Consider the following 25,063-nt stretch of genomic DNA (forward strand, 5'->3'; position numbering starts at 1 on the left):
CATGTATCTGTTCAAGTGCTTGTCTTAAAAACATAAAAAAATCCAAGTGCATTAAATACACTTGGATTTTTACACATCTACAGGATCGTTCAACTGATCATTTTGGGCTTAACTGATCAGCATTACGACCTTAGCCAGCATTTTTTCATTTATCAAAAAAGATAAATTATAGGGCTACAACGTTTGCAGCTTGAAGACCTTTTTGGCCTTGTTCTACTTCAAAAGACACTTTTTGGCCTTCAGCAAGAGTTTTGAAACCTTCAGAAGCGATAGCACGGAAGTGAACGAATACGTCAGCACCGCCGTTGTCTTGAGTAATAAAACCAAAACCTTTCTCTTCGTTAAACCATTTTACTAAACCAGTAGATGTATTAGACATGTGATGCCCCTTATATAGATGATTAATTAACCGCTAAAATGCGATGTATTAAGTGGTTAAATTATTAATGTTACTGCCAAAACAAGGGAAACACTGAAGTACAAAACGATAACGTTGCTGTAGCTGAAGGTTTAACTGTGACTTGGTGTTGCATTTAATAACGTCCTGAACAACAAAACGAGGCTGATAATAACAGCTGTACGTTTTTTGTACAGTTATTTTTATCAATAGGAGTAAAAAAGTTCTTGCTGTGTTTTTGGTGCCAGAAATACTGATGGACAATAATAGTCTTTATTTTTCTGTTTTATGTACATTGCGAGCTTGTAGTGCATGTTAGATCAATACTGCTAAATACGGCTGTTTTAATAGCAATATAAACATTGGTTATAGTGTTTATAAATGGAAAATCAGCTTCAACGAACTAGAATCAATGTAATTAACCTCAGCAATTCATTCAACAGCGTGGTGGTGCTATGAATAAAATAACTCTCTTGTCAGTCGCGATTTTATCAAGCTTTTCTTTCTCAGTTTTTGCTAAAGATTGTGATGCTACATTGCTCCCTTCTTGGAAAGATAGTGAGAGTAAATCCGCTATTGTAGACTTTGTGGAGCAAGCCACTAAAGCCAAATCCAAGACTTTCGTCGCGGTTGAGGATCGTATCGCTGTGTTTGATAACGATGGCACGCTGTGGTCGGAAAAGCCTTATTACTTTCAATTTGCCTTTGCATTAGATCGTATAAAAGAGATGGCGTCTGAGCACCCAGAGTGGAAAACGCAAGCACCATTTAAGTTTGTACTTGAAGGAGATATTGAGAGTGTTCTTGGCAGTGGTGAAGAAGGGTTATTGAAAATCATTATGGCGACCCATTCTGGTATGACGGTTGAGCAATACCAACAAGAAGTTAAACAATGGCTGAAGGCCGCAAAAGATAAACGCTTTAACAAAGCGTATACTGCTCTTACTTATCAGCCAATGAAAGAGATGCTGACTTATCTGCAGCAACATGACTTTAAGACTTACATTGTGTCGGGTGGCGGCGTTGATTTTATGAGGGCATGGGCGCCACAAGCTTACAACATCCCTTCAGAGCAGATCATTGGTAGCGCGCTTAAATATAACTATAGCTACAACGATGGTAAACCGACGGTTACTAAAGATGCATCTATTTTGACCATTGATGATAAAGCCGGAAAGGTCACTAATATTCAGCATATTATAGGTAAGAAGCCTATTTTAGCGGTGGGTAATTCAGATGGTGACCAAGCGATGATGCAATGGGCAACGAGCCAACCAAATTCAATGGCAATGATTGTTCACCATACTGATGCTGAGCGTGAGTGGAAGTACGATCGTAAATCCCATGTTGGTAAACTCGATAAAGCATTAGATGAAGCGAATTCTAGAGGTGACTGGACATTGATCGACATGAAATCAGATTGGTGTGAAGTGTACTAACGTCTAATTGCCACTCAGTTAAAACAACAAAGGCTCGAATTTTTTAGTTCGAGCTTTTTTTTGTAAGAATGGTGGCTAAATGAAGTTTTGTGTAGACGATCTGCATCCATAGTGTTCAATTAGAAAATGTATCATTACCTGATGACACTGATGTTCCTTCTAAATATACAGCAACACTGTTACCGCAATAGCTGTTCAAGTGTCATTGGTGAAGACATTAAATCCAGCGTTTGAGCTGGGGTTATTCCGGCTTTATTTTGATGGCAAAGATTATGCCAAGCACGATAAATGTCCAATAATGGTAATAAGCTGGCGGGACGCAGTTTACGTCGTGGCTCATTAATCATATGGTTAAATTGATCATAAAAACGTTGTTGATAAGCCGTTGCTGCACGATGAGTGGCAATCGTTAACCAGCGTTGTTGATCTTTTTTATTACCACCAAGATGACAGATGCCTTTATTTCCGCTTTTATTACGACTAAATGCCCACCGATCTCGCCACCATCCCATTAATACGATATCAATTTTTTCAACCTGTTGTCCGTGTTGCCATTGCTGATCTTCAACTACATAAAGTGGGTCAATAGTATGGTTATTTATGCGGTCAATAAAAATAGATAAACACGCTGAACGTAATAACGTTTCTTGCGGCATAAACACGGCTAAGGTCGACGTATTGTGATTGAGCAATTCATGCAAGTATAAAAAGTGACTATATACAGTATATTGAGGACGAACTAGACAGCCTTTCGCTGGGTAATTAATGCTGACTTGGGCACTAAGTGGGTTCTCCATATTTTTACGGGCTAAAATATGGCGATAAGTGGTATCAATATGGGCCAGTAGACCTTGTGATAACGGTGCTGCACTTGATGGATAATGGTCGTTATGAGGGGCAATAAAACGGGTTCCATTGCAATAAGCATCATGATAAGTGACCGAGGTGGCTACGGATTGTGTTTGGTAATTGACGTGTTGGCTTATCACATAGCCTGAATTAACTTCAGCGGTTGCTATCCATAATACGCCATTATTACTTTGAGGCTGCAATGGGGTCAGATCTGTTGCTAGTTGGCGAGCTTGTGATTGTTTACCTAAACGGGCATCAAAAATGGTTAATTGATGACGACAACGTGCCGCAATATTATTCAGTTGATCATAAAACGTTTTTGGGTTCATCGCCAAACGTCGACAAATTTCCCGTACGGTATAACCCGTAAATAAATATGCCAATAATTTTTGTTGTAACTGGTGTTTGTTATTACTGCTCGACCAAGGATCGACAAAGGTGTGGTGACAGGCTCGACAGCGATAACGTTGACGTTCGCCACTAAAGCCAAAAGCATGATAATGCTGACGGTAGGTGAGAACAGGTAAGCCATGATGAGGACAGTGCTTATTTGAACAAGCGGCTAAACCACTATTTTGTTCTAGTTTTAAGCGTTGTTTTTCAGCGACCACATCATAATTACTGATGACAGGCGGAAAAGCACCACATTCACGGCAGATAAGCACGGGGCGTTGGAGATTGCTGTTTTGTAGTACATATAAATTAGGATCAGTACGACTAAAATTAGCACAGGCGACAGTTTTACAATAATTTAGCTGAATATTATCGCAAGCAGGTGGCAACTGATCCAGCGTCGTGGATAGTGAGGATGAAGTCATAGAGCATTGCCTAGTTGCGGTTTAAGAAAACGTAATTATACCTAAGTGAAATAATGATATAGAGATATTGTTAGCATTATCAAATTATTGAATATTTTAAATATTAGCGGGTATAAAAAAGTGGAAAATATATTCAAAGATACGTTTTCCACTTTATATCGAATTTCTATTATAAATGGTCTATGACCACAGTAACAGATTATAGATTGATTGCCGTTTCTAGCGCTACGTTCATCATTTCATTGAATGAATGCTGACGTGCTTCTGCACTTAGTTTCTCACCACGTTTGATGTGATCAGACACTGTTAGAATAGTCAGTGCTTTAGCACCAAGCTCTGCTGCAACACCGTAGATGCCAGCCGCTTCCATGTCGACACCAAGGATACCTAGTTGTTCCATCTTATCAAATAGACCAACTTCTGGGCTGTAGAATAAATCAGCAGAGAATACGTTACCAACACGAACTGCAACATTTTGTGCGCGTGCTTGGTTTACTGCTGTTTCTAATAAATGATAGTCAGCAATAGCCGCGAAATCGTGGTTAGCGAAACGAATGCGGTTAACTTTAGAGTCAGTTGAAGCACCCATTGCAATGATAACATCCATTAACTTAACATCATCATGAACAGCGCCACAGCTACCAATACGGATGATGTTTTTAACACCAAAATCTTTGATTAGCTCGTGTACATAAATAGAACATGATGGAATGCCCATACCATGACCCATTACTGATACTGGCTTACCTTTATAAGTACCAGTGAAACCGTACATGCCGCGTACATCACATACACGCTTTACATCTTCTAGGTAAGTTTCTGCAATAAACTGTGCGCGTAGTGGATCACCAGGCATTAAAATTGTTTCTGCAAAATCGCCAACTTCGGCATTGATATGTGGAGTAGCCATGAAGAGCTCCTAGGTTTATGAGTTATCAGAAGCAGAGTTTGTGCTTCAATTTATGGTAGTAGTTTATGGAATAAAATATTCAGATCTTGAGATCTAAGTCACAAAATTAAGGCTGTTTTATTATTTTAGCTCCGTTGATTACCAAATCTGTTGAAAGTGTTAAGGGTATCGTTTTCTTTTTTGTGTTTGATTAAGTGTAAAAATGTGCGTAATAATATTTAACCTTATAATAAATAATGGGTTTATTTTTAATTGGTGGTTTTTATTCTTTACCGCTAAAAAATAGACATTTTTTAAAATGTAATGGATTACACAAGTAAAAGTGTCAATAGATTGCTTTTAAAGCGCAAAATAGGCATAACAATAATCAAGTTTGAAAAGGGTTCTTCTTGATTCGAATCTTGGGTAGAATTAACAAAAAAGTAGGCTGAGAATAATATGTATAATTTAACCCAATTGTCAGATAGCGAAAGAATGCGTATCGAGTTAGATAAGCAAGCGTCTTATGCGGTATGGAAAGTAAAAAATGGCAAAGTAGGGTATGAGGCTTTTGCTGAATTAACCAATAATATTGAAGACGATGACGAACGCGATTTTTGCCAGCAAGCCATTACGAAATATAAAACCCTGATGGGGGTGAATTAATTCATTGCATAGCTTTGTTAAACGTTAGGGTAGAAATGATTATTTATCGACGCTTTAGCATAATCGCGATTTTTGCTCATCAGATGATATCTGATTAATTTTTGTAGTGTAGTACTATTAGCGTACTAATATCAGCTTAAATGGAGATTATTGGCTTAATATTGCGTATTATGCGTACGGAAATTAATCAAATGGTGAATGATAGTGAAGACAACTGAATTTTCTGCTCTTGATGATGATACCAATAAACCGGAATTATCATTTTCTTTACATGCAGAAAAACGTTCTGGGCATAAAGCGCCACCGGCGAATACCCCTGATTTTAGCCAACCCGCATCGCGCTCAGATGCTGGTGATGACAACATAGCGACTGAAATTATGACAAAGTCTCGTTCTAAGCGTTTGACTGATTGCCCAGCTTGTGATGGTACGGTATCTCGTCGTGCACATTTCTGTCCTCATTGTGGTGAACCTGATCCTTCGCGCCATATGCAACGAACACAATGGGTTTCTCGCATTGTATGGACCGTAATCATTGCTACGGCAACTTGGTATGCTTATACATCTTTAGTGCCACTTATTGTTGATCGTCTGAAATAATGAAGTGGCAACATACTGATTATTAAGCAATAACCCTAATAGTTGAATAATCAATTATTGGGGTTTTTTTATGATTTTTTATTGTGTTTTTTGCATGCCACGAGTTTGATTCATAGTGCGTGATCCTGCGGTACCATAGCTATTAATGTCATAACGATTAGGGGAATAACCGATACGTGCACGGTAACGACGATCGAGTGGATATAAGTTAATGTTATAATTTTCAATAAGTTGTTTGATCACCACATTCATTTCTTTTTGTGGTGTATTTTGTTCTCTAAGATAATAATAAAGATTCTCTGCGCGTTGTTGATTCATTGTGCCCTCCAATGGGAAATATTTGCTGATAAGCAAGTAGAAATACACAGGAAAGTCGATTGAATAACAGCAACGGTATTGCTGTTATGTGGCACTGATTATAATCAATATTGAATCAATGATAATTGGATGAATACTTAAATTACTTTTACTCAATTGTAATAATTAAGCACTAAGTCAGTTAATTATTTCGAAATAATAATGTGACTTGAAATATTGTTGCTTAATGGTGTTTTTTAATTAACAATAAAACACCGTTCAAATGTGAGGTGCATATGTTAAAACAAGGTATTAAAATAAAAATAGTGAGTATTGGCGTTGGTATCTTGATTTTACCATGGCTACCTTTGCTTATTAGCCAATACTCATTTATAGATACAATAAAGGATGCTATTGGTGGAATAGCATTTACATTAGGTTGGGGAATGGGGGTGCCAGCTGGTATCAGCTATGGGATCGCGATTGTTATTTTACTATTACCAATGATTGCCGTTTATTATGGTATGAAACGAATATTAACCCCCCTCGTGACCAACGAAGCAGAACGATAGATAAAAAACAAGAAGATCTCTGAGTGATCTTCTTGTTATAAAGCGACGCTTAATGTTGGTTAATTAACGCTATCATTAATGATTACGCACCTTCGAAATGGTATGTCATATCGGTGGTGTAGGTCATTTGAGTAAATAATGTATTAGTTAATTGTTCGGTTAAGGCTAATGCATCAGCAACCGTTGTTTTCTCAAAATCATTGATTAACGCTTGTGCTTTTTTAGGCTGGCGCTTGTAAATTTTAAGGTAATTCTTCTCAAGTTCACGCTGTTTTGATGCTGTTTGTACTTCAAACTTATGATAAGCGGTTTGTACGATTGGAGAGAATACTTTCCAGTTCGTCATCGCAAGTGTTTGTAGTTTACGGAAAGCCCAGTTAGCAGAAGCACTATCGGCTTTATTTGTACCAATAGTTAATGCATGAGGCACTTCTGTCATGCCTTGGTAATAAGGTAAGTAAACGCCAAGTGCTGTCATGCCATACGAGATGTATGCCACATCACCAATAGCAGTCGGTAAATTTGGACGTACTTGTAATACGTGTGACTCTTGAGTACGGAATACCGAAATTGGACGGTAAGCTTCTTTAGGGTTTTGGGTTGCGTATGGGTCGTGAGATGTTCCTTGGTAATGATTACGCAAGCCTTGTTCAACATCGGCAACACTGAGTTTCTTGGTTGGTTTTAGAAATACAGGGAAAGTAGTACCTTGGTCGATCTTGGTGGTTAATCCTTGAGTGTACATATGCTGCAAAGTCCACACTCGTGGATAGTTATATGTTACATCGTTAGGTGTGTCTTGTGAGTAAGCAGCATGGAAGTTGAAAGGTTTGCCTGCTTCTGATTTGTATAAACCATGTTGCTCGGCAAAGCTGACTAATGTTGGCGATGCCATGTAATTAGGGTTATTTGGTAAATAGGTACTTAAACGGCCTTGGTTAGCGGATACAAAATACTTATCAGCTGGAATTTTTTCAGCCATCCATTGGTGACCACTGCCCGTTTCTAAATACCAAATACCCGTATTATCAACAAATGCCACACCAAAGCCTTCTGCTGCACCTTGAGTTTCAATGATTTTACCAAGTAACTCTACGCCTTCTTTTGCAGAGTGAATACGGGGTAAAATCACATTTTCAATGGCATCTTCACCAATCCCTGTTTGAGTAATATATGGGTCAGCCTTTAGTGCTTTAACGCCATTATAAATGGTCTCTGTTGCTGAAAGACCGACACCTGCTGAGTTAAAACCAACTTCGCCCATACTCTTATTATTGGTGTCAAAGTCTGACATTGAGGTGTATTGCAATGCATTTTTAGCTGCTGGGTAGCTAAAGTTGTTGGCATTACCATGAAAGTCAGCTTGTTGCATTTTTTCTGCTGGATGGAAAACAAAGTGCTTAGCGTTAGTGGCTTGGTAATCTTCATTACGAGCAATAATGTAAGAACCATCAGTTGTGGCTTGGTTACCGACAAGAATAGTTGTACAAGCACTTGCTGGAAACGCGATAACAGCGGTCAATGCTGTGGTTATCGCTGATGCTAAAAACGGTATTTTTTTCATTTTATTCATTAGTTAAGTGGGTAATTGATCTGTTATACGGGGAAAGTTGTCTTTATTTTGTGATGAATATCACTTTTAAATATCTCTAATTGGTATAATTATTTTTCAGTTTTATAACCTATTCTAGTGTTAGCAATATAAATGTAAGAGTATTTATGGTTATTAGTTGTGATGTTATTACTCGGGATTGATCAATTATTCAGGTATGATAAAAATGAAAATTTACATTAAATATCATTGATATAATGTCATTACTATAACAATAAGAGGACAAAGCTAAGTCATGAACAATAAAACACTTATTATTAGTGCGTTCACCTCGCTATTATTATCAACCTCAGCTCAAGCTGCTGAACCTTTTGTATTACAACCTGTTACTGATAATAATTCGACGATCCCGTTAGTTAAATTTGATGATAGCACTCATTACTTTGTTGGTTTAACTGGCGGTAGCAGTGATATCAGCATGACTGCGGGTAGTGTTAATGGTAATAACACTACGCTGATCAATCGTTTTTCAGCACCTGATGCCGCTGGATTTATTGGTGTCGATCTTGGTTTTTATACCGCGGGTGGCTCTGGCCGTATTTATTACAGTTGGCAAAAAATGAGTACTCAATCTGATTTTGAGGGTGCTAAGGCAATTGAAACTGATGTGACATTACACCTTTTAAATGCCGATTATTTTTTCCGTGCAGGCAAGGCGATTAATCCATTTATCGGTGCGCATTTAGGGTACATGACCGCAGATCTTAAAGGCCAAAATTATGGCTCGCATAGTCAATCTGGGCAGGTGCTTGGTGTTCAAGCGGGTGTGGCTTGGCGAATTTCAAATCATATTTCAGCCGAAATGGGGATGCGTAATACCGCGACTCAAGGTGAAGATATTAAACCATGGTCATCTAATAAAGCCGCGTCACAAATAAAAAGTGTGCTAACAGGTTATGCTTCATTAAATTATCGCTTCTAAAGCATGGCTTGTTGATGTTCCAGTGTGGCTATCACGACAATATAAGGGTGTTATCACTGTACTGGGACATTTTATTAAAGGGTAAGAAAACTGAAGGTTTACTCACTCGTTGAGCCGCGTATAATGCATTCCCCTAGTAAACGACAACCATTATCAATAAAGGACTTCACCTTGAAGCTATTCGTTAGAGACCTCACTGTAATTGACGCATCTTACTTATGTCCACAACGGGGAATGGTGGGTGAAAGCTGGATCCTTGATGTGGTGATGTCGGGTGAGTTGAATGAAATGAGCATGGTGCTTGATTTCAGTCGCGTAAAAAAACAAATTAAGCAACTTGTTGATCAGTATGTTGATCACCGATTATTGATCCCTTCAGCCTCTGCCGCTATTCAGACCGCAGTAACGAAAGCGGATTATATGACGGTTGATTTGGTCAGTGATCAGCACGCTATTCATCTGCATAGTCCTGAGCAAGCTTTTTGCTTTATTGATACAGATGCAATCACTATTGAAAGTGTGACTGAGTATGTACAGCAATTATTGTTGGGTCATTTACCCAGTAATGTGCAAGGATTAGAAATAACCTTACGTCACGAAAAGATTGACGGCGCGTTTTATCATTACAGCCACGGCTTAAAAAAACATGATGGTAATTGTCAACGCATTGCTCACGGTCACCGCTCACCTGTCGAGTTAGTGGTTAATGGTCAACGCAATGCTGAATTAGAACAGCAATGGGCGCAACGCTGGCATGATATCTATTTAGGGTCACAAGAAGATGTGATCAGTGTTAGCGAATTAACGCTAAGCAGTGCTGTTAATATTAATGACGATACCCATTACGGTTTTCGTTATACCGCGCCGCAAGGGGAATTTGAATTAGCGATTGCTAAATCAGTGACGGAAATTTTAGCCACAGACACCACCGTTGAGTTACTTGCTAGCTACATTGCAGAGCAAATTAAGCCACAATTAACGGCAACTGATCGTTTGGATGTTTTTGCTTACGAAGGTGTAGGTAAAGGTGCGATGGCAAGCATAGGCTAGAGGTCTCTTTTGACCATGTAGTTGATATAAAGCATAAAAAATAAGCTCAATGTGGTATTTGTAGTAATACAAATATTGGATTGGGCTTTTTTTTGGTTAAAATTAAAGCAAAATCAGTGTAATAGTGAGATCTTTCGCACTAAATATAGTCTCTATCACCTAATAGTCAGTTATTTGTGCGTAAACTTAGAATAAGTGTCATAAATGAGAGGGATCGATTATGCCTTTAGCGCCTCTAACCAGTGACAAGCTGTATCGAGTTGCAGCCCTAAACGGATTGAGTGATGCGTGTAAGTCAACCAAGCACCTTACACCATTAGATGAAATAGTAGGACAAGAACGCGCTCAACATGCTGTTGAATTCGCGATGTCGATAAAAGAGAAAGGCTACAATATTTATGCCATTGGTCGTAATGGTTTAGGTAAGCGTACCATGGTGATGCGTTATCTAAATCGACATGAGCCAAATGGTAATAGCCATGCACTGTATGATTGGTGTTATGTGTCTAATTTTGGCGATACACGTTGCCCGAAAGTGCTAAAACTACCCGCAGGGGAAGGGTGTAGCTTTAAAAAAGACATTGAAAGCTTAATGAAGCGGTTAGTCAAAGCGTTTCCTTTAGCGTTTGATAATGAACTTTATTATTCGCGTGCTGAAAAATTAAAATCAGAATTAGCTTCAAAACAAGAGACCACCTTAAAATCATTAACGAAAAGTGCAGAAGAACGCGGTATTAGTGTTTCAATCACAACCCAAGGTGATTATCAATTAGTGGCGATGAACGGTAAAGAGCCCCATAGCGAAGATAGCTTTGCGGCATTATCGGCTGATGACCAGCAAACGTTTGAAAATACCATTAATGATTTAGAAGTTGAGCTACGTGGCATTGTGCGAAAACTGACTGAATGGGAAGAACAATATTCAGATAAACAGCAAAAGCTGGATGAAAATATTGCTCAAGAAGTTGTGGGTCATTGCATTAAAGATTTGCAGCTCAAATATAAAAAAGTTGTCGATGTAAAAGCATATTTAGCTGATATGTATGCAGATATCTTAGATAACATTGATATTTTCTTAGAAGAAAATGAAGAGCAAGTGGCACTCGCTTATGCCTCATTAGATAAAAAAATGCCACGCCGTTACCAAGTTAATGTGTTGGTACATCAATCTGATACCCGTAAATTTCCAATCGAGGTTGAAGAGAGCCCCAGTTATCATTCTATCTTTGGCTATGTTGAAAACGCCACTTATAAAGGTACTGTCTTCACCGATTTTTCATTAATTCGAGCAGGTAGTCTTCATCGTGCCAATGGTGGCGTGTTGATGATGGATGCGGTGAAAGTGCTAGAGCGGCCGTATGTTTGGGATGGGCTTAAACGTGCTTTACGCGCACAAAAGCTAAATTTAAGCTCACTTGAACGTGAGGTGACACTGTCTGGCACTATTTCACTAGAACCAGAAGCGATTCCACTGAATGTGAAAATTATTCTGTTTGGTGATTATCAAACTTATCAACTATTACAACATTATGATCCTGAGTTTAAAGAACTATTTCGTGTAACCGCTGATTTTGAAGATGATATGCCGCGTAATGATACTTCAGAAGAGCATTATGCACGTTTCATTGCTAGCATTGTGCATGATAACGATATGCTGCATTGTGATCGTAAAGCCATTGCGCGCATCATTGAATACAGTTCGCGCCAAGCAGATGATCAAAATAAGCTATCGTTACACTCGGCTGATATTGCGAATTTATTACGTGAAACAAATTACGTTGCGCGAGCATCTAATGCCACTATGATTCGCAGCAGTCATGTTGAACAAGCGATGCTCAATCAAGAATTGCGTGTTAGTCGTTTAAAAGATCATGTGATGCAAAGTTTCGTAACCGGAACTACTTTGTTAGATGTTCACTCACATGCGGTGGGGCAAGTAAATGCGCTATCGGTGATTGCGACCTCTGATTATCAGTTTGGCGCACCGAGTCGTATTACCGCGACAACGGCTTATGGTAGTGGTGAAGTGTTTGATATTGAACGCAGTGCTGAATTAGGCGGTAATATCCACTCAAAAGGGGTGATGATTTTATCGGCGTACTTAGCGTCCGTGTTTGGTAAAACAGCTAAGATACCATTAACCACCCATCTGACCTTTGAGCAATCCTATGGTGGTGTTGATGGTGATAGTGCATCCATGGCGGAAGTGTGTGCGATAGTCTCTGCTTTTTCTGGATTACCATTACGGCAAGATATCGCGATCACAGGTTCAATGAATCAGTTTGGTGAAGCTCAGCCAATCGGTGGTGTGAATCAGAAAATTGAAGGCTTTTTTGATGTGTGTGGCATTAAAGGGAGAACGCCAGGACAAGGGGTGATTATTCCTGAGTCAAATGTACATAATTTAATGTTACGTAAAGATATTGTTGACGCAGTTGAAAAAGGTGAGTTTACTATTTGGGCGATTAATCATGTTTCACAAGCGATTGAAATATTTACAGGTAATGCTGTAGGTGTTGAAGCTGAACACGGTTTTTATCCATCAAATACTGTCTTTGGTTTAGTCCAAAGTAAACTTAATTCCCTGCGCCGATAGTTCGTGATGTGAACGATGATGTGCTGTAAATAATACATATTGAAGCCGACGAGAGAATTGTTGGCTTTTTCTTTTTATAAATGCCAAATAACAGGCATAAAAAATGCCGGCCTTAGCCAGCATTTTTTTCATTTATCAAAAAAGATAAATTATAGAGCTACAACGTTTGCAGCTTGAAGACCTTTTTGGCCTTGCTCTACTTCAAAAGACACTTTTTGGCCTTCAGCAAGAGTTTTGAAACCTTCAGAAGCGATAGCACGGAAGTGAACGAATACGTCAGCGCCGCCATTGTCTTGAGTAATGAAACCAAAACCTTTCTCTTCGTTAAACCATTTTACTAGACCAGTTGTTTTGTTAGACATGAGATGTCCCTTATTAGTTGAGATTAATTAACCGCTAAAATGCGATGTGCTACGTGGTTAAATTATTAATGTTACTGCCAATACAAGGGAAACACAGAGATACAAAACGAAAACGTCACTGTAGCTTTTAGTTTAACTGTTACTTGGTGTTGCATTTAATAACTCTTAAACAACAGAGCGAGACGGATAATAGCAGCTGTGTTGCTGATGTACACATCTTTTTGTCTTTTTTTAAAAAAACTTAATCACAAAATATTAAAACAATGGCTGTTTGTATCAATTATTGATTGATTTTGTGTGTTAGTTTTTAGAACAAAGCCTAATATGACACTATGATTTGGAGTATTCATAATCGTTCGTGCTTATGGGATATACAAATAGTATATTAATAAAAGAACTGAACACAAACAGGGGAAGCAATAATGACTTATGAAACTAAAACAATGGAAGTACCTGTTGCTATCGCTGAAAGAGTGCAAGCACTTATTGATGGGTTTAAAGCAAAAGAAATATTTAAGGCTGAGCGTAAGGCGGTAGTGAATAACTTCCTTGCGATGGATGGTCTTAGCTGTGAAATGGCTGTTTATAGTTTACCGCAGGCTGAATTGCTTGATACGCTACGTTTTGTTTATGAGTTGTCTGGCACAAACAGCAAATTCATTACAAATATTCTGATTCAATCGCGAGAAAATCCAAAGAAAGTGTTGTCTGATGCGCAGAGAACAGCGGCTAAAAGCCTATTATTTAACTTGATTAATGATCCATCAGTCGTTTCAGCGATGAAAGAAATTTAACCTTATTTGCAAATAATAGATAATAAAAAACCTGCATTTACTCTCTATCTTTACGATTAAATAGAGAGCGAATATGCGGGTTTTTATTTAGCGGTACTCGCTATTACTAAAAACTCACGTCAGTGCTATCAAGTAAGGTTGATGAACAAGCAAGAACATAACCTTGTTCAATATCTGCAGCTGTTAATGTCATATCACTACTGGAGTTGACGCTGTTTGGTGTCACTTTACAACGACATGAGCCACAAACGCCACTGCGACAAGCAACAAGAATTGGCAGTCCTGCATTTTCAAGAGCGGTTGCTAAGTTATCACCATGATTAACCGTTACTGTTTTGCCAAAAGCAGGAACCGTTAAAGTTAATTCGGTTGTAGCTGTTTCTGTAGTTAGTGTGGTTACTTCAGCGACTGGTGCGGCAATAGGTGTAAAGCTTTCTTGAAAAAATTGCGCCATATTAAATTCAAGTTGTTGTAAATATTGACTTACATCTTCCATAAACCCTTCAGGGCCGCATAAATAAACCGTTCGTTGATGTAAGTCAGGCGTGAGCTGTTCTAGCCATGTTTTATTTAATCGACCTTGGTGAAACTCTGTGTTCGCTTTATCTTTTAAGAGTAACTGTAAATTGAAGTGATGATGATCATGATCTAATTGAATCAGTTGATCTAAAAAGAGTGTCTGTGGGGCGCTTTTGGCAACATGAATAAAGCAAATATCAATATTCGCGTTATGTTCAAGCCAATATTTTGCCATGGAATAGACAGGGGTAATGCCGCAACCTGCACTGATCAATAATACACTTTGGTTTTCTGGCGGGTGATCAACACAGTTAAATTCTCCTGTTGGCTTTAATAATTGTACTTTGTCGCCAATGGTCAGAGTGTTAACAAGGTAAGTTGATACTTTGCCGCCGTCTACTCGTTTAATCGTGAGTTCTAAGGTTGATTGCTGCGGTGTTGAACTAATGGAATAGGCTCGAAAAAGTAATTCTTCACCAATACGAATGCCTAAACTTACAAATTGCCCCGGTTTAAAATCAATGGATTCAGCACCAACCTGTGGCTGTAATTCGATGGTTACAGTGTCTGGTGTTTGTTGCCATTTATTAATACAAACAAATGTTTCTGGTTGGTGATTTTGCCATTTTTCTAACATTATCATGCCTATAAAAAATCGAAATGAATGAATAAATAAAGCCCCTATTATCTATATAAACAACAGGTTATATAAATAACAGGGGCAATAATGTTATACGTCAATACTATACGTGTAAGATTACGCGTCTAAGATAGTTTTAAGATCTGCCTCTGGGGTTGAAATCGGACGCATATCGAATTTTTCAGCAATAATTGCAAGCAGGTTATCGGTTAAAAATGCAGGTGCTGTTGGGCCGGTATAAATACCTTTAACGCCTAGTGCAAACAAGGTCAGTAGAATCACAATCGCTTTTTGCTCAAACCAAGATAACACTAATGTCAGTGGTAATTCGTTAATACCACAATCGAACTCTTTCGCTAATGCGAGGGCTAACTGAATAGCTGAATAAGCATCATTACATTGGCCTACATCGAGTAAACGTGGAATACCGTTAATGTCGCCAAAGTTATTTTTATTAAAGCGATATTTACCACAAGCTAAAGTTAAGATCAGTGAATCTTGAGGAACTTGTGCTGCAAAATCAGTAAAGTAACTACGTTCTGCTTTATCACCATCACAACCACCAACAAGGAAGAAGTGGCTAATATTGCCTTGTTTAACTTGATCAATAACAGCAGGCGCGGCTGCCATTAGCGCATTACGACCAAAGCCAACCGTGATCATATGTTCGATTTCAGTGTGTTTAAAGCCGTCTAATGCTAAAGCACAATCAATAACTTGAGTGAAATCATCACCTTCAATATGCGCCACACCAGGCCATGCCACGATACTACGTGTAAAGATACGATCTGCATATTGACCTACATTAGGGTTAATTAGGCAGTTTGATGTCATCACAATGGCGCCAGGGAAATTGGCAAATTCAATCTGTTGGTTCTGCCAAGCACTACCGTAGTTACCCACTAGGTGAGGGTATTTCTTCAGTTCAGGGTAGCTGTGAGCAGGTAACATTTCACCATTGGTGTAAACGTTAATATTTTTGCCTTCAGTTTGTTGCAGGATCTTTTCAAGATCGTGCAAGTCATGACCTGAGACTAAAATACATTTACCTTGAATTGGCTTAACGTTAACTTGGCTAGGTTCTGGGTGACCAAAAGTATTGGTTTCGCCTAAATCAAGCATTTCCATTACTTTGTAGTTCATCAGACCAATTTCCATTGAACACTCAAGTAATGCATTTAGATCAGTCGGATCTGTGCCTAACCAGCCCATGATGTGGTGGTATTGTGCATAAATAGCATTATCAGTTTGATCTAATACACGGGCATGCTCCATGTAAGCCGCTGCGCCTTTTAGTCCATATAAACACAATAAACGTAAGCCAATCACATCTTCATTGATGGTTTCATAGCCGCGGTTAACGGCAACTTGTGGTGCTAACGTTAAGATAGCATCAATATTATCGGGTAATTCAAATTCAGCCACTGCGGGTAGGATCGGTAATGGCTGTTGTGCTAGTGTCATTGCTGCTGTTACGGCTTGTGTTAAACGTGCCTTATAACTTGCAGCAAGGTTTGTTAGCGCTAGAATGCGATCACGATCAAAGTTAACATTGGTTAAGGTCGAGAAGAATGCACGTGGTGCCCAATGGTTAATTTCATCATCAACAATATCAAACTTTTGTGCAAGATCCGCCCAGTATGATACCCCTTGCAAGGTATAAACTAACACATCTTGTAGATCTGAAATTTCAGCCGTTTTACCACACATACCTGCGGCGTAAGAACAGCCTTTTTTAATCGGTGTTTCTATTGTCTGTTCACATTGAATACAAAACATGAAAAAGCTCCAGCGTTTGATTATCTAATTATAAATATTATCTCCTCGCCATATAGCATTAACCGCGCCACCTTTTATGTTATTGTTTTTAAGTGTTTTTTTTATATTTTCATTTATTTATGATGTTATAAATACATCATAATCGTTGTATATATGACATCATTAGTTTGATGATATTGTTATTTAATACCTAATTTTTTTCCCATTCGGTAGAGATTACCGCGATCCATTTGTAAAAATTCTGCCGATTTTGACCAATTTTTGTTTGTTTTTTCAAGCGTGTGTTCAATTAACTGCCTTTGATAATTTTCAACTAATTGTCGCATTGGTTGTGATTGTTCAGGGAAAAATTGTGATGTGTTTTTAACATCATTGGTTGGTGGTAAATCAAAATATTGATTAGTTACGGTCTTTTGTTCATCTTGTATGGCACGTAATGCTGCTCGGGTAAGTGTATGTTCTAATTCACGAATATTACCCGGCCATGACTTCGCTTCAAGCATGCTTAATACTTTGGGATGAATATGTAGATTAGGAATATTAAATTGGTGGCGCACTTTTTCTAGTAAATAACCAGCGAGTACGGGAATATCATCATGACGTTCACGTAGGGAAGGCACAAAGATAGGAAAGACATTAAGGCGGTGATATAAATCAGCACGAAAGTGACCAAGCTCGACTTCTGTCTCTAATTGTCGGTTAGTTGCGGCGATAATCCGTACATTAACGTGTAAATGTTGGTCACTGCCAACCCGTTGCAATTCACCTTGCTGGATCACGCGCAATAATTTTGCTTGTAAAAGTAGCGGTAACTCGCCAATTTCATCTAAAAATAGAGTTCCGCCATCGGCTAATTCAAATTTACCTGCGCGATGGCTATTTGCGCCGGTGAATGCCCCTTTTACATGACCAAACAGCTCACTTTCAGCGAGCCCTTCGGGTAGTGCGGCGCAGTTAACATAAATCATTGGCGTATCTGCACGTGCAGATTGAGCGTGAATTTCATGAGCTACCAACTCTTTGCCTGTGCCTGTTTCACCACTGATCAACACCGCATAATCAGACTTTGCAACGGTGGCAATATTGGTACGTAACCGTTGCATTACAGGGCTAATGCCAACCATTTCACCTTGTTGTGAGCGTGCTTGTTGGATCAATGTATTTGTGAGTGATTTTTGCTTTTTATTTTGATCTTTCAGTGCATTAAATTGGGCGATATTACGTAACGTTGCCGCCGCTAAAGCCGCAAAGGTTTCAATGGCAACGGTTTCAATATCATCAAATGCGCCAACGGTTAATGAATCTAATGTTAAGACGCCAACCAATTGTCCTTCAACGTATAAGCTACAACCTAAACAATCATGAATATCAATGGTTTGTTGTTCATTAAGTAAAATACCGTCAAAAGGATCGGGCAATGGTGAATCGGCATCAAAACGGACCGGTTGTTTACTGGCCATAATGGCTTCTAAACGTGGGTGTGCTTGAGGATAAAATCGACGTCCTAATACTGCTGGGGATAATCCTTTAACGGCAACAGGAGTTAATAAACCTTGCTTATCGAGTATAAATAATGCACTGGCATCACAAGGGAAAACTTGATCAATTCCATCAATAAGATGCTGATAATGCTGTTTATTAGCAAGGTTTGCACTGAGGTTGAGCGCGATATTAAGCAGTACATTATCGAGTTTTGAATTCATAATAACCTTGTTGATGTTGATGTTGATGTTGATGATGTGATAACAATAAAGTTGATGTCTTTATTACATCATAACCAAGGTGGTGATTCTTTATTTTAAAACAACAAAATAAAAAAAAGATGGATTATAAAATCCATCTTTTAACATTACAGGGAGATAATGCGCCTATTGTGTTTGCCAAATTCGCTGGCATTCCGCACTGCCATTAGCGGCAATCGGTTTTTCAAACAGCCATTGTAATGGCGCCACGACAGGGCTGGTTGTAAACCGTATCGATGTTTCAAAAATGGCAGAGAGCGGTATTTCAAGATTAAACTTCTCAAACGTGCCATGCACTTCTACAGGGGTTTGAAGGCTAAATATTTGTGCTCTTTTAGATCGTGGTGATAGATACAAGTTAAAGTCATGTTTCTTATAACTGGCATTAAATGCGCCATGTACTTGAATGCGTGAGGTATCAAGTAATAAATCACGTTGTTTCATATTGCCATTATGGATATTAAATCCGCCAGCAACGCAGTTAAGTACCGAGTTATCTTTGGTGGTAAAGGTGGGTAATACGGCATCAGCTAAACTCACCGCCCACAGATCGATAAGATTAGCTTGATAAGCTTTAGGCCATGCCGCAAACCCAATAAAACCATTGGCATTATTCATTAAGCTTTCTGGTGTATTAGCAACACTGCTTAAATCAAATTTAGCACTGATCTTACCGTGCATATCAGTTTTAGGATCGATACGGCGGGCGATAATGCCGTAATCAAAATTCTTCACCAGTCCATTGAGTTTGATAGCAAATTTATCACCTTTAGGCGCAACAGAACCATCAATATTGATATCACCACCGGGTAATTGAATATGTAATGGTTTCAGCGTTAATAGACCATTATGTAAGGTCCAATCCAATCTACCAGCACCTAACCAATCTTTACCTGAACGTACATTGCCTACGTTTAGTTTAAAATCTGCATTGAATAAATTTAATCCCTGCGGACTAATGACATTTACGGGCTGATCTTTAACGGTAAGCTTATGGTTTTTTTGGTTAGCAGGTAACCATGCTTGCCAATTTTTTAGCTTGAAATCGTTGATCTGTATAAACGGTGCATTAAGTGCCAATTTAATATCAGGACGATGACGACCATCACCTTTAAGCGGTGGTAAAAACTCACCACGGCCTTTAAGAGTGCTGCTACCAACCTTGATTAACATGTCATGCAGATGGTAACCGATATTATCCATTGATAATGATGCGGCGACTTTTACGGGTCCATAAGGGGGTAATTTTATGCCAGTGAAATCATCAAAGCGGTTTAAGTTTGGGGTCGTTGCCTCAAAGATTAGATTCAGTTTTTTAGGATCAATCGGTAATACAACCTGTGATTGAGCATCAAACTTAATGTCACCAATATTGGCATTTAGTTTAACTGGAATTGACTTACGGCCATCATTGGCTTGCTTCAATGATACTGAATTAAGCGTGATTGCTACGGGTTTATTGGCCGCTTGTCCATCAAGGGTAAGATGAGTCGCCGTATTCGGCCCTGTAATAAAGTGGCCTTGGTTCAATGCGATATCAAATGCTTTACCAGTGTAGCTGTCTGATAGGCTTAATTTACCACCATTGAGTTGAGCATCTATCTTTGCTTGTTCCATTAACTCTAACAATGTTCGACCTGATAATGAAACGGCAAGTTTGGCACTATCTAAGCTCATACCGAGATTATTGACGATATTAAATTGATGTAAAATACGGCCAATATTAGGTTTGTTTACCGCTAAATGTAGCTGTGAGTTAATGGTTTGATTATTAATATCAAAGGCAATATCACCGTTATAAACACTGCCTGCATAACGCGCACTAAACGGTGATGTACTGAGTTTACCGTTACGGATTTGACCTTTAAATGCCATATCATCAACTTGCTGTTGTGCCCACAGCATTTTATTAACACGTAAATTCACATCGGCATCTGCAATGATAATTTTGTTACTCAGAATAGGCACATCAAGATTAACGCCTTGGGTAGGGACCGTTTGTTCTACTTTAGGTAAGCTGGTCTTATTAATAAACTGACTTAATTGAGTAAAATCAAGTGTATTGAATTGGCTATTTAATTTTAAAAATGGCTGATCGTGTAAAGATTGCCACTGTAAATTTAATTTACCCTGACTGTTAAGTAGCGTGATATCAGGAATATCAAGATCCAGCCATTGACCGTTATTGGTTAGCTTACCTTTGAAATTAAGTTTACCATGCATGGTTTCACGAGTATTGAGCCATGGACTTAGTTTTCCAACGTCATTACTGTGAACGTTAATGTCAAACCAACTGCCTTGCTGCCAGTCAGTATTGACTAACTTACCTTGTGCTTTTATATCTAAAACTGGACTTGAGAAGTGCAGTGATGGTGTCCAAGTGCGATGATTAATAATATCGGCTAATGTGCCCGCTTTGGCAGTAATCTTAACCGGAATATCCATGATTTTACCGTTAATATTTGAGCTGAACGGCTGTGACATTCCGGAATGTAATTGCGCTTTATCAATGGCAAATGACGCTTTAGCCCCCCAATTGACATTAGCATGACTGATAGTAAGTCCAAGCTGACTGTTATCTAACCATTGTTGTAATTTGGTACCTTCCGTGGTGAGTTTCAGTTGCGCATTTTTCAGGTATCCCGTTGCATTGGGTAAGCCTGAAATCCAACCAGCCATTTCACCTAATGGTGAATCTTTAGCGCCTAACGTAACATCTACTTTTGATGTCCATTGCGTTGCATTAATATGGGCATTGCCTTTAAAAGCAACATTAGCAATATTGGCTGCCATTGGTGCAGATAATTTGCCTTTTTCACCATCAATGTTAAGTGAAATCGTGTTAACAGGCGTACCAAGACCTTTGATTTTTCCGATGGTCAAGCCGAAGTGAGTACGCGTTTTAACTAACCACTGATCCAATGCTTTTTGTAGTGGTGATTGTTGTGGTGCTGCGGCATACATTGATGCACGCATCATTTGTGGTTGCGGTTGTAGCCATGGGCGAAGATCAATCTCTGGAATATCTAACTTGCCATTAATAATGTTTAGCTGTTGAGCATTTTGCGCAAAACGAACATTAATATATCCCTCAGCAGAGGTAATAGGGCTGTGTACTTGAATATTTTCAAAGGCAATACCTTTATTGGATGCACTGAGTTCAGTGGTCATCGATAAAGGGGCAACATGCTTTAAATCAAGATCTAAGAGGTTTGAAATTTGGTTAGTATTTTTCCACTGTAAACTGATATTAGCCGTTGAATCATCACCACTACTAAATGGGGTTATGTTGGCATCAATATCGACTTCAGCACCTGCAAAGCTGCCTTTGGCAAATAATTGACCATGTTGATTATTGATCAGTTTTTGTAAATCACCCGTCAGTGAAAGATTATATTCACTGCCCATAGCATCGCCTTTAGCGACTAATAACCATTTATCTGGTTTGGTTAGCGCAAGGTGATCAAGATAACCACTGTAATAGGTTCCTTTAACTTGGTCTTCATAATTAAGACGAATTTTGTCTGCGGTAATATTGTTACTTAAAATTAATTTAAGTGACGATGATTGGGTGTTTTTTGGTGATGTAGTCGGCTGATTAAACAACCAATTCTCATTACCTTGTTGATCTCGTAGTAAGTTTAATGAGATATCTTTAAGATTAATGTAATCAATTTTCAGTGTGTTTTTTAATAATGGCAATACTGAAATTTTGGCTGCAATATAGCCTGATTTTAGCATTGGCTGCCATGGCATTGATGTTAAATTCGCAATGGTAACATCACTTAATTCAATCTCTGGGCTAAATGACAGGGTGACAGCCATATTTCCTTTGATATCTGTTTTTCTATCAAGGGTCTTGGTTAGCCATTGATTAATTTCATTTCGATGTGAGCTCAGATCAAGTTTAACGCCATAAGCTAATACGCCAGATACTGTGATGATGGGCGTTAAGAATGCGATCATTGCCCATAAGGCCACTTTTTTTACGGTCTTTTTTTTATGGACAACTGGAGTTGATTTTGGGGTATCTTGAGTCATTACTTATTCAGTTTCTATCCGTAGTCATGAAAGATAAATCCAGCAGCGGTTATTCGTAAAAATGGTGTTTTACTTTTATTTTTGTTATCGCTGGAGCGTTATTTATGAAAGCCATTATACAGTGTGACATTTCGCAATGTCTGTGGTTCCATTCTTTTTTCGTATTTTCATGGTTATAAATGTATAACTTTCGCGTTTTTAACAAAAAAATGTCGTAGTGCTGATTTTAAAAACGATTAAAGATTATTCGTTGGCGAGTTTTTAAGCGATTGTTGCGCGAGAGCCATAAATAATAGATCGGTTAAGGTCTGTTGAGCTGCTTGTAATGCAATTGAATAATTGTATTTTTGAGTATGACTACACATTGATGTCTTTACCGCTAAGGTATCCAGTGTAAATAGTGCAAGTTGTCGCAATGTGCTGGAGTCGTGGGAAGTTAAGGTCACTAATGGTACACCTTTCGTTGTTGCCTGGTGTGTAGCCTGAATGATCTCTGGTTGGTGGATCTCTTCACCAATGACACACAGCATATCACTTGGCTGTAGTGTGTGGGTAATGATGATCTGAAGTGAGGGCTCTTGTTGTGTAATTACTGCCATGCCTAGTGTCAGTAATTTAGTACTAAAATCTTTCGCAATCCCTGCGGCATCACCTAACCCGATTAATTGAATACGCTGCGCTTGGGTAAATAGCGCAATGATATGGTGAAATGAGGCTTCATCGATGGCATTTGTCGTTTCAATGATGGCATCAGTTTTTTGATGTGCTAATTTTTGCGCGAGAGTAATAACGCTATCATTGGGGCTAATTTGGTTGGGTAGCTGTTGCGGATCACTGCCAATGGCTTGTTGACGATCCAATTCTTCAATCATTGCCATTTTGAACGCTGGAAACCCTTTAAATCCTAGCTTTTGCGTGAATTTAACGATACTTGATTGACCAACATTAGCTTGCTGTGCGAGTTGCTGCGATGACAGCGTTACCACGGATTTTGGGTGTTGTAATATTAAAGCTGCAATTTTCTGGGCGCTAGGTGATAACTGTGATTTGATATTGGCAATATTAGCAAGAATCGTCATAGGTTTGGTTGGTATTGAGGTGATGCTATTAGCATAATCGATAGCCATAAATAAAAGTATGATGATTTTGTATTTATCTGTTGCTCGGCCGTCGTTTGATTGTGAAATTATTATTTAATCGCAACATGAATACGTTATGCTATCACTAATGTTATTGATTTTAGAGCGTTACCATGCAAATTGATTTAACGAAATTAGTCACTGAAAGCCGAAATAATGCCAGCGATGCAATAGATACATTACCGACGTTAGCGATGCTGAAAGTTATCAATAATGAAGATAAAAAAGTCGCATTGGCTGTTGAGCAAACATTACCTGCGATTGCTCAAGCTGTGGATGCTATCGCTACTGCATTTTCACAAGGTGGACGGTTAATTTATATTGGTGCAGGTACGTCTGGCCGTTTAGGTATTCTTGATGCAAGTGAGTGTCCACCGACATATGGCAGTGCGCCAGAACAAGTGGTCGGTTTAATTGCAGGTGGCCATCAAGCGATTTTAAAAGCAGTTGAAAATGCAGAAGATAATGTTGAAATGGGCGCTGATGATTTAAAAGCCATCCATTTTTCTGCCAAAGATGTACTTGTTGGTATTGCTGCCAGTGGACGTACGCCGTATGTATTAGGGGCAATGGCGTATGCGCGTTCTGTGGGGGCGACTGTCGCTTGTGTAAGTTGTAATCCTCAAAGTCCAATGACGGCTGCTGCTGATATTGTGATCACACCAGTTGTCGGCGCTGAAGTTGTAACTGGATCGTCACGCATGAAAGCGGGCACTGCCCAAAAGTTAGTGCTTAATATGCTTACAACTGGCGCAATGATTCGAATGGGTAAAATTTATGGCAATTTGATGGTAGATGTAGAAGCGACCAACGCTAAATTAGTTGAACGTCAAAAGCAGATTGTGATGCAAGCGACGGAATGTGATCGTGAGCAAGCAGAAGTAGCCTTAGATGCATGTGATGGCCACTGTAAAACAGCGATTGTGATGGTATTAACAGGGATTGATAGCGAGACAGCGAAAGCACTTTTACAGCGCAATAAAGGTTATATTCGTCCTGCAATTGCGGAACTTAACTAAGCTAAAATCATGAAATAGCTTTGGGCTGAGAAATTATATAAACACACACTTGAGCATTGTGTGTGTGTTTAACTTTGATTATAATAATTTTTCCGATATTTGTTGTTTTTGTTCTAATATCGGCGGTGGTGACGCTGGTGTGGTATTGACTGATTGTTCGTTCGGACTATCGTTAAATCGGCATAAACGCAGTGAAATAACCAGTGTTAATGCCGATATAATGAATAGTACTAATAGAATGATCATATTTTATCCCTAAATACTTACATCAAAAAGGTATGCTTATACAGTATACATAGACAGTGAGTTTATTGTTAT

The 25,063-nt window shown here is 38.8% G+C and carries 21 protein-coding genes; 9 read left to right on the forward strand and 12 right to left on the reverse strand.

Annotated elements, in window-relative coordinates; genetic code table 11:
• Positions 1-166 precede the first annotated feature (166 nt).
• A complete protein-coding gene (locus C9I86_RS07705) occupies positions 167-379 on the reverse strand; it encodes a cold-shock protein (RefSeq protein ID WP_060997435.1) in 213 nt (70 codons plus the stop codon).
• Positions 380-852: 473 nt separating this feature from the next.
• Here C9I86_RS07705 and C9I86_RS07710 point away from each other — a divergent pair, with 473 nt between their 5' ends.
• Positions 853-1,836, forward strand: a complete 984-nt coding sequence (locus C9I86_RS07710) for an HAD family phosphatase (RefSeq protein WP_080156370.1) — start codon at positions 853-855, stop codon at positions 1,834-1,836.
• Between the two features lie 179 nt (positions 1,837-2,015).
• On the opposite strand, the gene C9I86_RS07715 is transcribed toward C9I86_RS07710, so the two are convergent.
• Complete coding sequence (locus C9I86_RS07715) at positions 2,016-3,506, reverse strand: lactate dehydrogenase (protein WP_107276055.1); 1,491 nt, start codon at positions 3,504-3,506, stop codon at positions 2,016-2,018.
• A 199-nt stretch (positions 3,507-3,705) separates the two neighbouring features.
• Positions 3,706-4,416, reverse strand: a complete 711-nt coding sequence (deoD, locus tag C9I86_RS07720) for a purine-nucleoside phosphorylase (RefSeq protein ID WP_045035434.1) — start codon at positions 4,414-4,416, stop codon at positions 3,706-3,708.
• A gap of 438 nt (positions 4,417-4,854) precedes the next feature.
• On the opposite strand from deoD, the gene C9I86_RS07725 reads away from it, so the two are divergent.
• Positions 4,855-5,061, forward strand: coding sequence for a DUF3283 family protein (locus tag C9I86_RS07725; protein WP_080156368.1), 207 nt, complete (start codon positions 4,855-4,857; stop codon positions 5,059-5,061).
• 198 nt (positions 5,062-5,259) lie between these two features.
• On the forward strand, positions 5,260-5,661 hold the full coding sequence (locus tag C9I86_RS07730; RefSeq protein WP_107276056.1) for a hypothetical protein: 402 nt from the start codon (positions 5,260-5,262) through the stop codon (positions 5,659-5,661).
• 78 nt (positions 5,662-5,739) lie between these two features.
• On the opposite strand, the gene C9I86_RS07735 is transcribed toward C9I86_RS07730, so the two are convergent.
• Positions 5,740-5,979, reverse strand: coding sequence for a hypothetical protein (locus C9I86_RS07735; protein WP_080156366.1), 240 nt, complete (start codon positions 5,977-5,979; stop codon positions 5,740-5,742).
• A gap of 275 nt (positions 5,980-6,254) precedes the next feature.
• On the opposite strand from C9I86_RS07735, the gene C9I86_RS07740 reads away from it, so the two are divergent.
• Entirely contained in the window at positions 6,255-6,530 is a 276-nt protein-coding gene (locus C9I86_RS07740) for a hypothetical protein (protein ID WP_080156365.1), read from the forward strand.
• A gap of 82 nt (positions 6,531-6,612) precedes the next feature.
• On the opposite strand, the gene C9I86_RS07745 is transcribed toward C9I86_RS07740, so the two are convergent.
• Complete coding sequence (locus C9I86_RS07745; protein ID WP_107276057.1) at positions 6,613-8,094, reverse strand: C69 family dipeptidase; 1,482 nt, start codon at positions 8,092-8,094, stop codon at positions 6,613-6,615.
• A 283-nt stretch (positions 8,095-8,377) separates the two neighbouring features.
• On the opposite strand from C9I86_RS07745, the gene C9I86_RS07750 reads away from it, so the two are divergent.
• The 3 genes from C9I86_RS07750 to C9I86_RS07760 all read left to right on the forward strand — a co-directional run bounded on the left by C9I86_RS07750 (position 8,378) and on the right by C9I86_RS07760 (position 12,710).
• Positions 8,378-9,064, forward strand: coding sequence for a hypothetical protein (locus tag C9I86_RS07750; protein ID WP_080156363.1), 687 nt, complete (start codon positions 8,378-8,380; stop codon positions 9,062-9,064).
• A 171-nt stretch (positions 9,065-9,235) separates the two neighbouring features.
• Positions 9,236-10,114 carry a 6-carboxytetrahydropterin synthase gene (locus C9I86_RS07755; protein ID WP_107276058.1) on the forward strand — a complete coding sequence of 293 codons (879 nt, stop codon included), beginning with the start codon at positions 9,236-9,238 and terminating at the stop codon, positions 10,112-10,114.
• Between the two features lie 220 nt (positions 10,115-10,334).
• Entirely contained in the window at positions 10,335-12,710 is a 2,376-nt protein-coding gene (locus C9I86_RS07760; RefSeq protein ID WP_080156361.1) for a Lon protease family protein, read from the forward strand.
• A 149-nt stretch (positions 12,711-12,859) separates the two neighbouring features.
• Here C9I86_RS07760 and C9I86_RS07765 read toward each other — a convergent pair whose 3' ends face one another.
• On the reverse strand, positions 12,860-13,072 hold the full coding sequence (locus tag C9I86_RS07765; protein ID WP_005372751.1) for a cold-shock protein: 213 nt from the start codon (positions 13,070-13,072) through the stop codon (positions 12,860-12,862).
• Between the two features lie 422 nt (positions 13,073-13,494).
• On the opposite strand from C9I86_RS07765, the gene C9I86_RS07770 reads away from it, so the two are divergent.
• Complete coding sequence (locus C9I86_RS07770; protein WP_080156360.1) at positions 13,495-13,866, forward strand: hypothetical protein; 372 nt, start codon at positions 13,495-13,497, stop codon at positions 13,864-13,866.
• A gap of 106 nt (positions 13,867-13,972) precedes the next feature.
• On the opposite strand, the gene C9I86_RS07775 is transcribed toward C9I86_RS07770, so the two are convergent.
• From C9I86_RS07775 to C9I86_RS07795, 5 genes are all read right to left on the reverse strand, one after another.
• Positions 13,973-15,022, reverse strand: a complete 1,050-nt coding sequence (locus tag C9I86_RS07775; RefSeq protein ID WP_107276059.1) for a hybrid-cluster NAD(P)-dependent oxidoreductase — start codon at positions 15,020-15,022, stop codon at positions 13,973-13,975.
• 120 nt (positions 15,023-15,142) lie between these two features.
• The gene (gene hcp / locus C9I86_RS07780) at positions 15,143-16,804 is read right to left on the reverse strand and encodes a hydroxylamine reductase (protein ID WP_107276060.1); all 1,662 of its coding nucleotides are present in this window, start codon (positions 16,802-16,804) and stop codon (positions 15,143-15,145) included.
• 179 nt (positions 16,805-16,983) lie between these two features.
• Entirely contained in the window at positions 16,984-18,507 is a 1,524-nt protein-coding gene (gene norR / locus C9I86_RS07785; protein WP_107276061.1) for a nitric oxide reductase transcriptional regulator NorR, read from the reverse strand.
• A 165-nt stretch (positions 18,508-18,672) separates the two neighbouring features.
• Positions 18,673-22,587, reverse strand: a complete 3,915-nt coding sequence (locus C9I86_RS07790; protein WP_107276062.1) for an AsmA family protein — start codon at positions 22,585-22,587, stop codon at positions 18,673-18,675.
• Between the two features lie 236 nt (positions 22,588-22,823).
• Positions 22,824-23,714 carry a MurR/RpiR family transcriptional regulator gene (locus tag C9I86_RS07795; RefSeq protein WP_107276063.1) on the reverse strand — a complete coding sequence of 297 codons (891 nt, stop codon included), beginning with the start codon at positions 23,712-23,714 and terminating at the stop codon, positions 22,824-22,826.
• A 125-nt stretch (positions 23,715-23,839) separates the two neighbouring features.
• Here C9I86_RS07795 and murQ point away from each other — a divergent pair, with 125 nt between their 5' ends.
• Entirely contained in the window at positions 23,840-24,745 is a 906-nt protein-coding gene (gene murQ, locus C9I86_RS07800; RefSeq protein ID WP_107276064.1) for an N-acetylmuramic acid 6-phosphate etherase, read from the forward strand.
• Between the two features lie 78 nt (positions 24,746-24,823).
• Here the strand turns inward: murQ and C9I86_RS20040 are convergent, their stop codons facing one another.
• Positions 24,824-24,991 carry a hypothetical protein gene (locus C9I86_RS20040; RefSeq protein WP_158258931.1) on the reverse strand — a complete coding sequence of 56 codons (168 nt, stop codon included), beginning with the start codon at positions 24,989-24,991 and terminating at the stop codon, positions 24,824-24,826.
• Positions 24,992-25,063: the final 72 nt, after the last annotated feature.

This window comes from Photobacterium sp. NCIMB 13483 (assembly GCF_003025475.1).
GTDB lineage: Bacteria > Pseudomonadota > Gammaproteobacteria > Enterobacterales > Vibrionaceae > Photobacterium > Photobacterium piscicola.

Bases quoted from the DNA above. Each gene is read 5' to 3' on its own strand.
- C9I86_RS07705 (WP_060997435.1), bottom strand. From the start codon at position 379: ATGTCTAATACATCTACTGGTTTAGTAAAATGGTTTAACGAAGAGAAA.
- C9I86_RS07710 (WP_080156370.1), top strand. From the start codon at position 853: ATGAATAAAATAACTCTCTTGTCAGTCGCGATTTTATCAAGCTTTTCT.
- C9I86_RS07715 (WP_107276055.1), bottom strand. From the start codon at position 3,506: ATGACTTCATCCTCACTATCCACGACGCTGGATCAGTTGCCACCTGCT.
- deoD (WP_045035434.1), bottom strand. From the start codon at position 4,416: ATGGCTACTCCACATATCAATGCCGAAGTTGGCGATTTTGCAGAAACA.
- C9I86_RS07725 (WP_080156368.1), top strand. From the start codon at position 4,855: ATGTATAATTTAACCCAATTGTCAGATAGCGAAAGAATGCGTATCGAG.
- C9I86_RS07730 (WP_107276056.1), top strand. From the start codon at position 5,260: ATGATAGTGAAGACAACTGAATTTTCTGCTCTTGATGATGATACCAAT.
- C9I86_RS07735 (WP_080156366.1), bottom strand. From the start codon at position 5,979: ATGAATCAACAACGCGCAGAGAATCTTTATTATTATCTTAGAGAACAA.
- C9I86_RS07740 (WP_080156365.1), top strand. From the start codon at position 6,255: ATGTTAAAACAAGGTATTAAAATAAAAATAGTGAGTATTGGCGTTGGT.
- C9I86_RS07745 (WP_107276057.1), bottom strand. From the start codon at position 8,094: ATGAAAAAAATACCGTTTTTAGCATCAGCGATAACCACAGCATTGACC.
- C9I86_RS07750 (WP_080156363.1), top strand. From the start codon at position 8,378: ATGAACAATAAAACACTTATTATTAGTGCGTTCACCTCGCTATTATTA.
- C9I86_RS07760 (WP_080156361.1), top strand. From the start codon at position 10,335: ATGCCTTTAGCGCCTCTAACCAGTGACAAGCTGTATCGAGTTGCAGCC.
- C9I86_RS07765 (WP_005372751.1), bottom strand. From the start codon at position 13,072: ATGTCTAACAAAACAACTGGTCTAGTAAAATGGTTTAACGAAGAGAAA.
- C9I86_RS07770 (WP_080156360.1), top strand. From the start codon at position 13,495: ATGACTTATGAAACTAAAACAATGGAAGTACCTGTTGCTATCGCTGAA.
- C9I86_RS07775 (WP_107276059.1), bottom strand. From the start codon at position 15,022: ATGTTAGAAAAATGGCAAAATCACCAACCAGAAACATTTGTTTGTATT.
- hcp (WP_107276060.1), bottom strand. From the start codon at position 16,804: ATGTTTTGTATTCAATGTGAACAGACAATAGAAACACCGATTAAAAAA.
- norR (WP_107276061.1), bottom strand. From the start codon at position 18,507: ATGAATTCAAAACTCGATAATGTACTGCTTAATATCGCGCTCAACCTC.
- C9I86_RS07790 (WP_107276062.1), bottom strand. From the start codon at position 22,587: ATGACTCAAGATACCCCAAAATCAACTCCAGTTGTCCATAAAAAAAAG.
- C9I86_RS07795 (WP_107276063.1), bottom strand. From the start codon at position 23,714: ATGGCTATCGATTATGCTAATAGCATCACCTCAATACCAACCAAACCT.
- murQ (WP_107276064.1), top strand. From the start codon at position 23,840: ATGCAAATTGATTTAACGAAATTAGTCACTGAAAGCCGAAATAATGCC.
- C9I86_RS20040 (WP_158258931.1), bottom strand. From the start codon at position 24,991: ATGATCATTCTATTAGTACTATTCATTATATCGGCATTAACACTGGTT.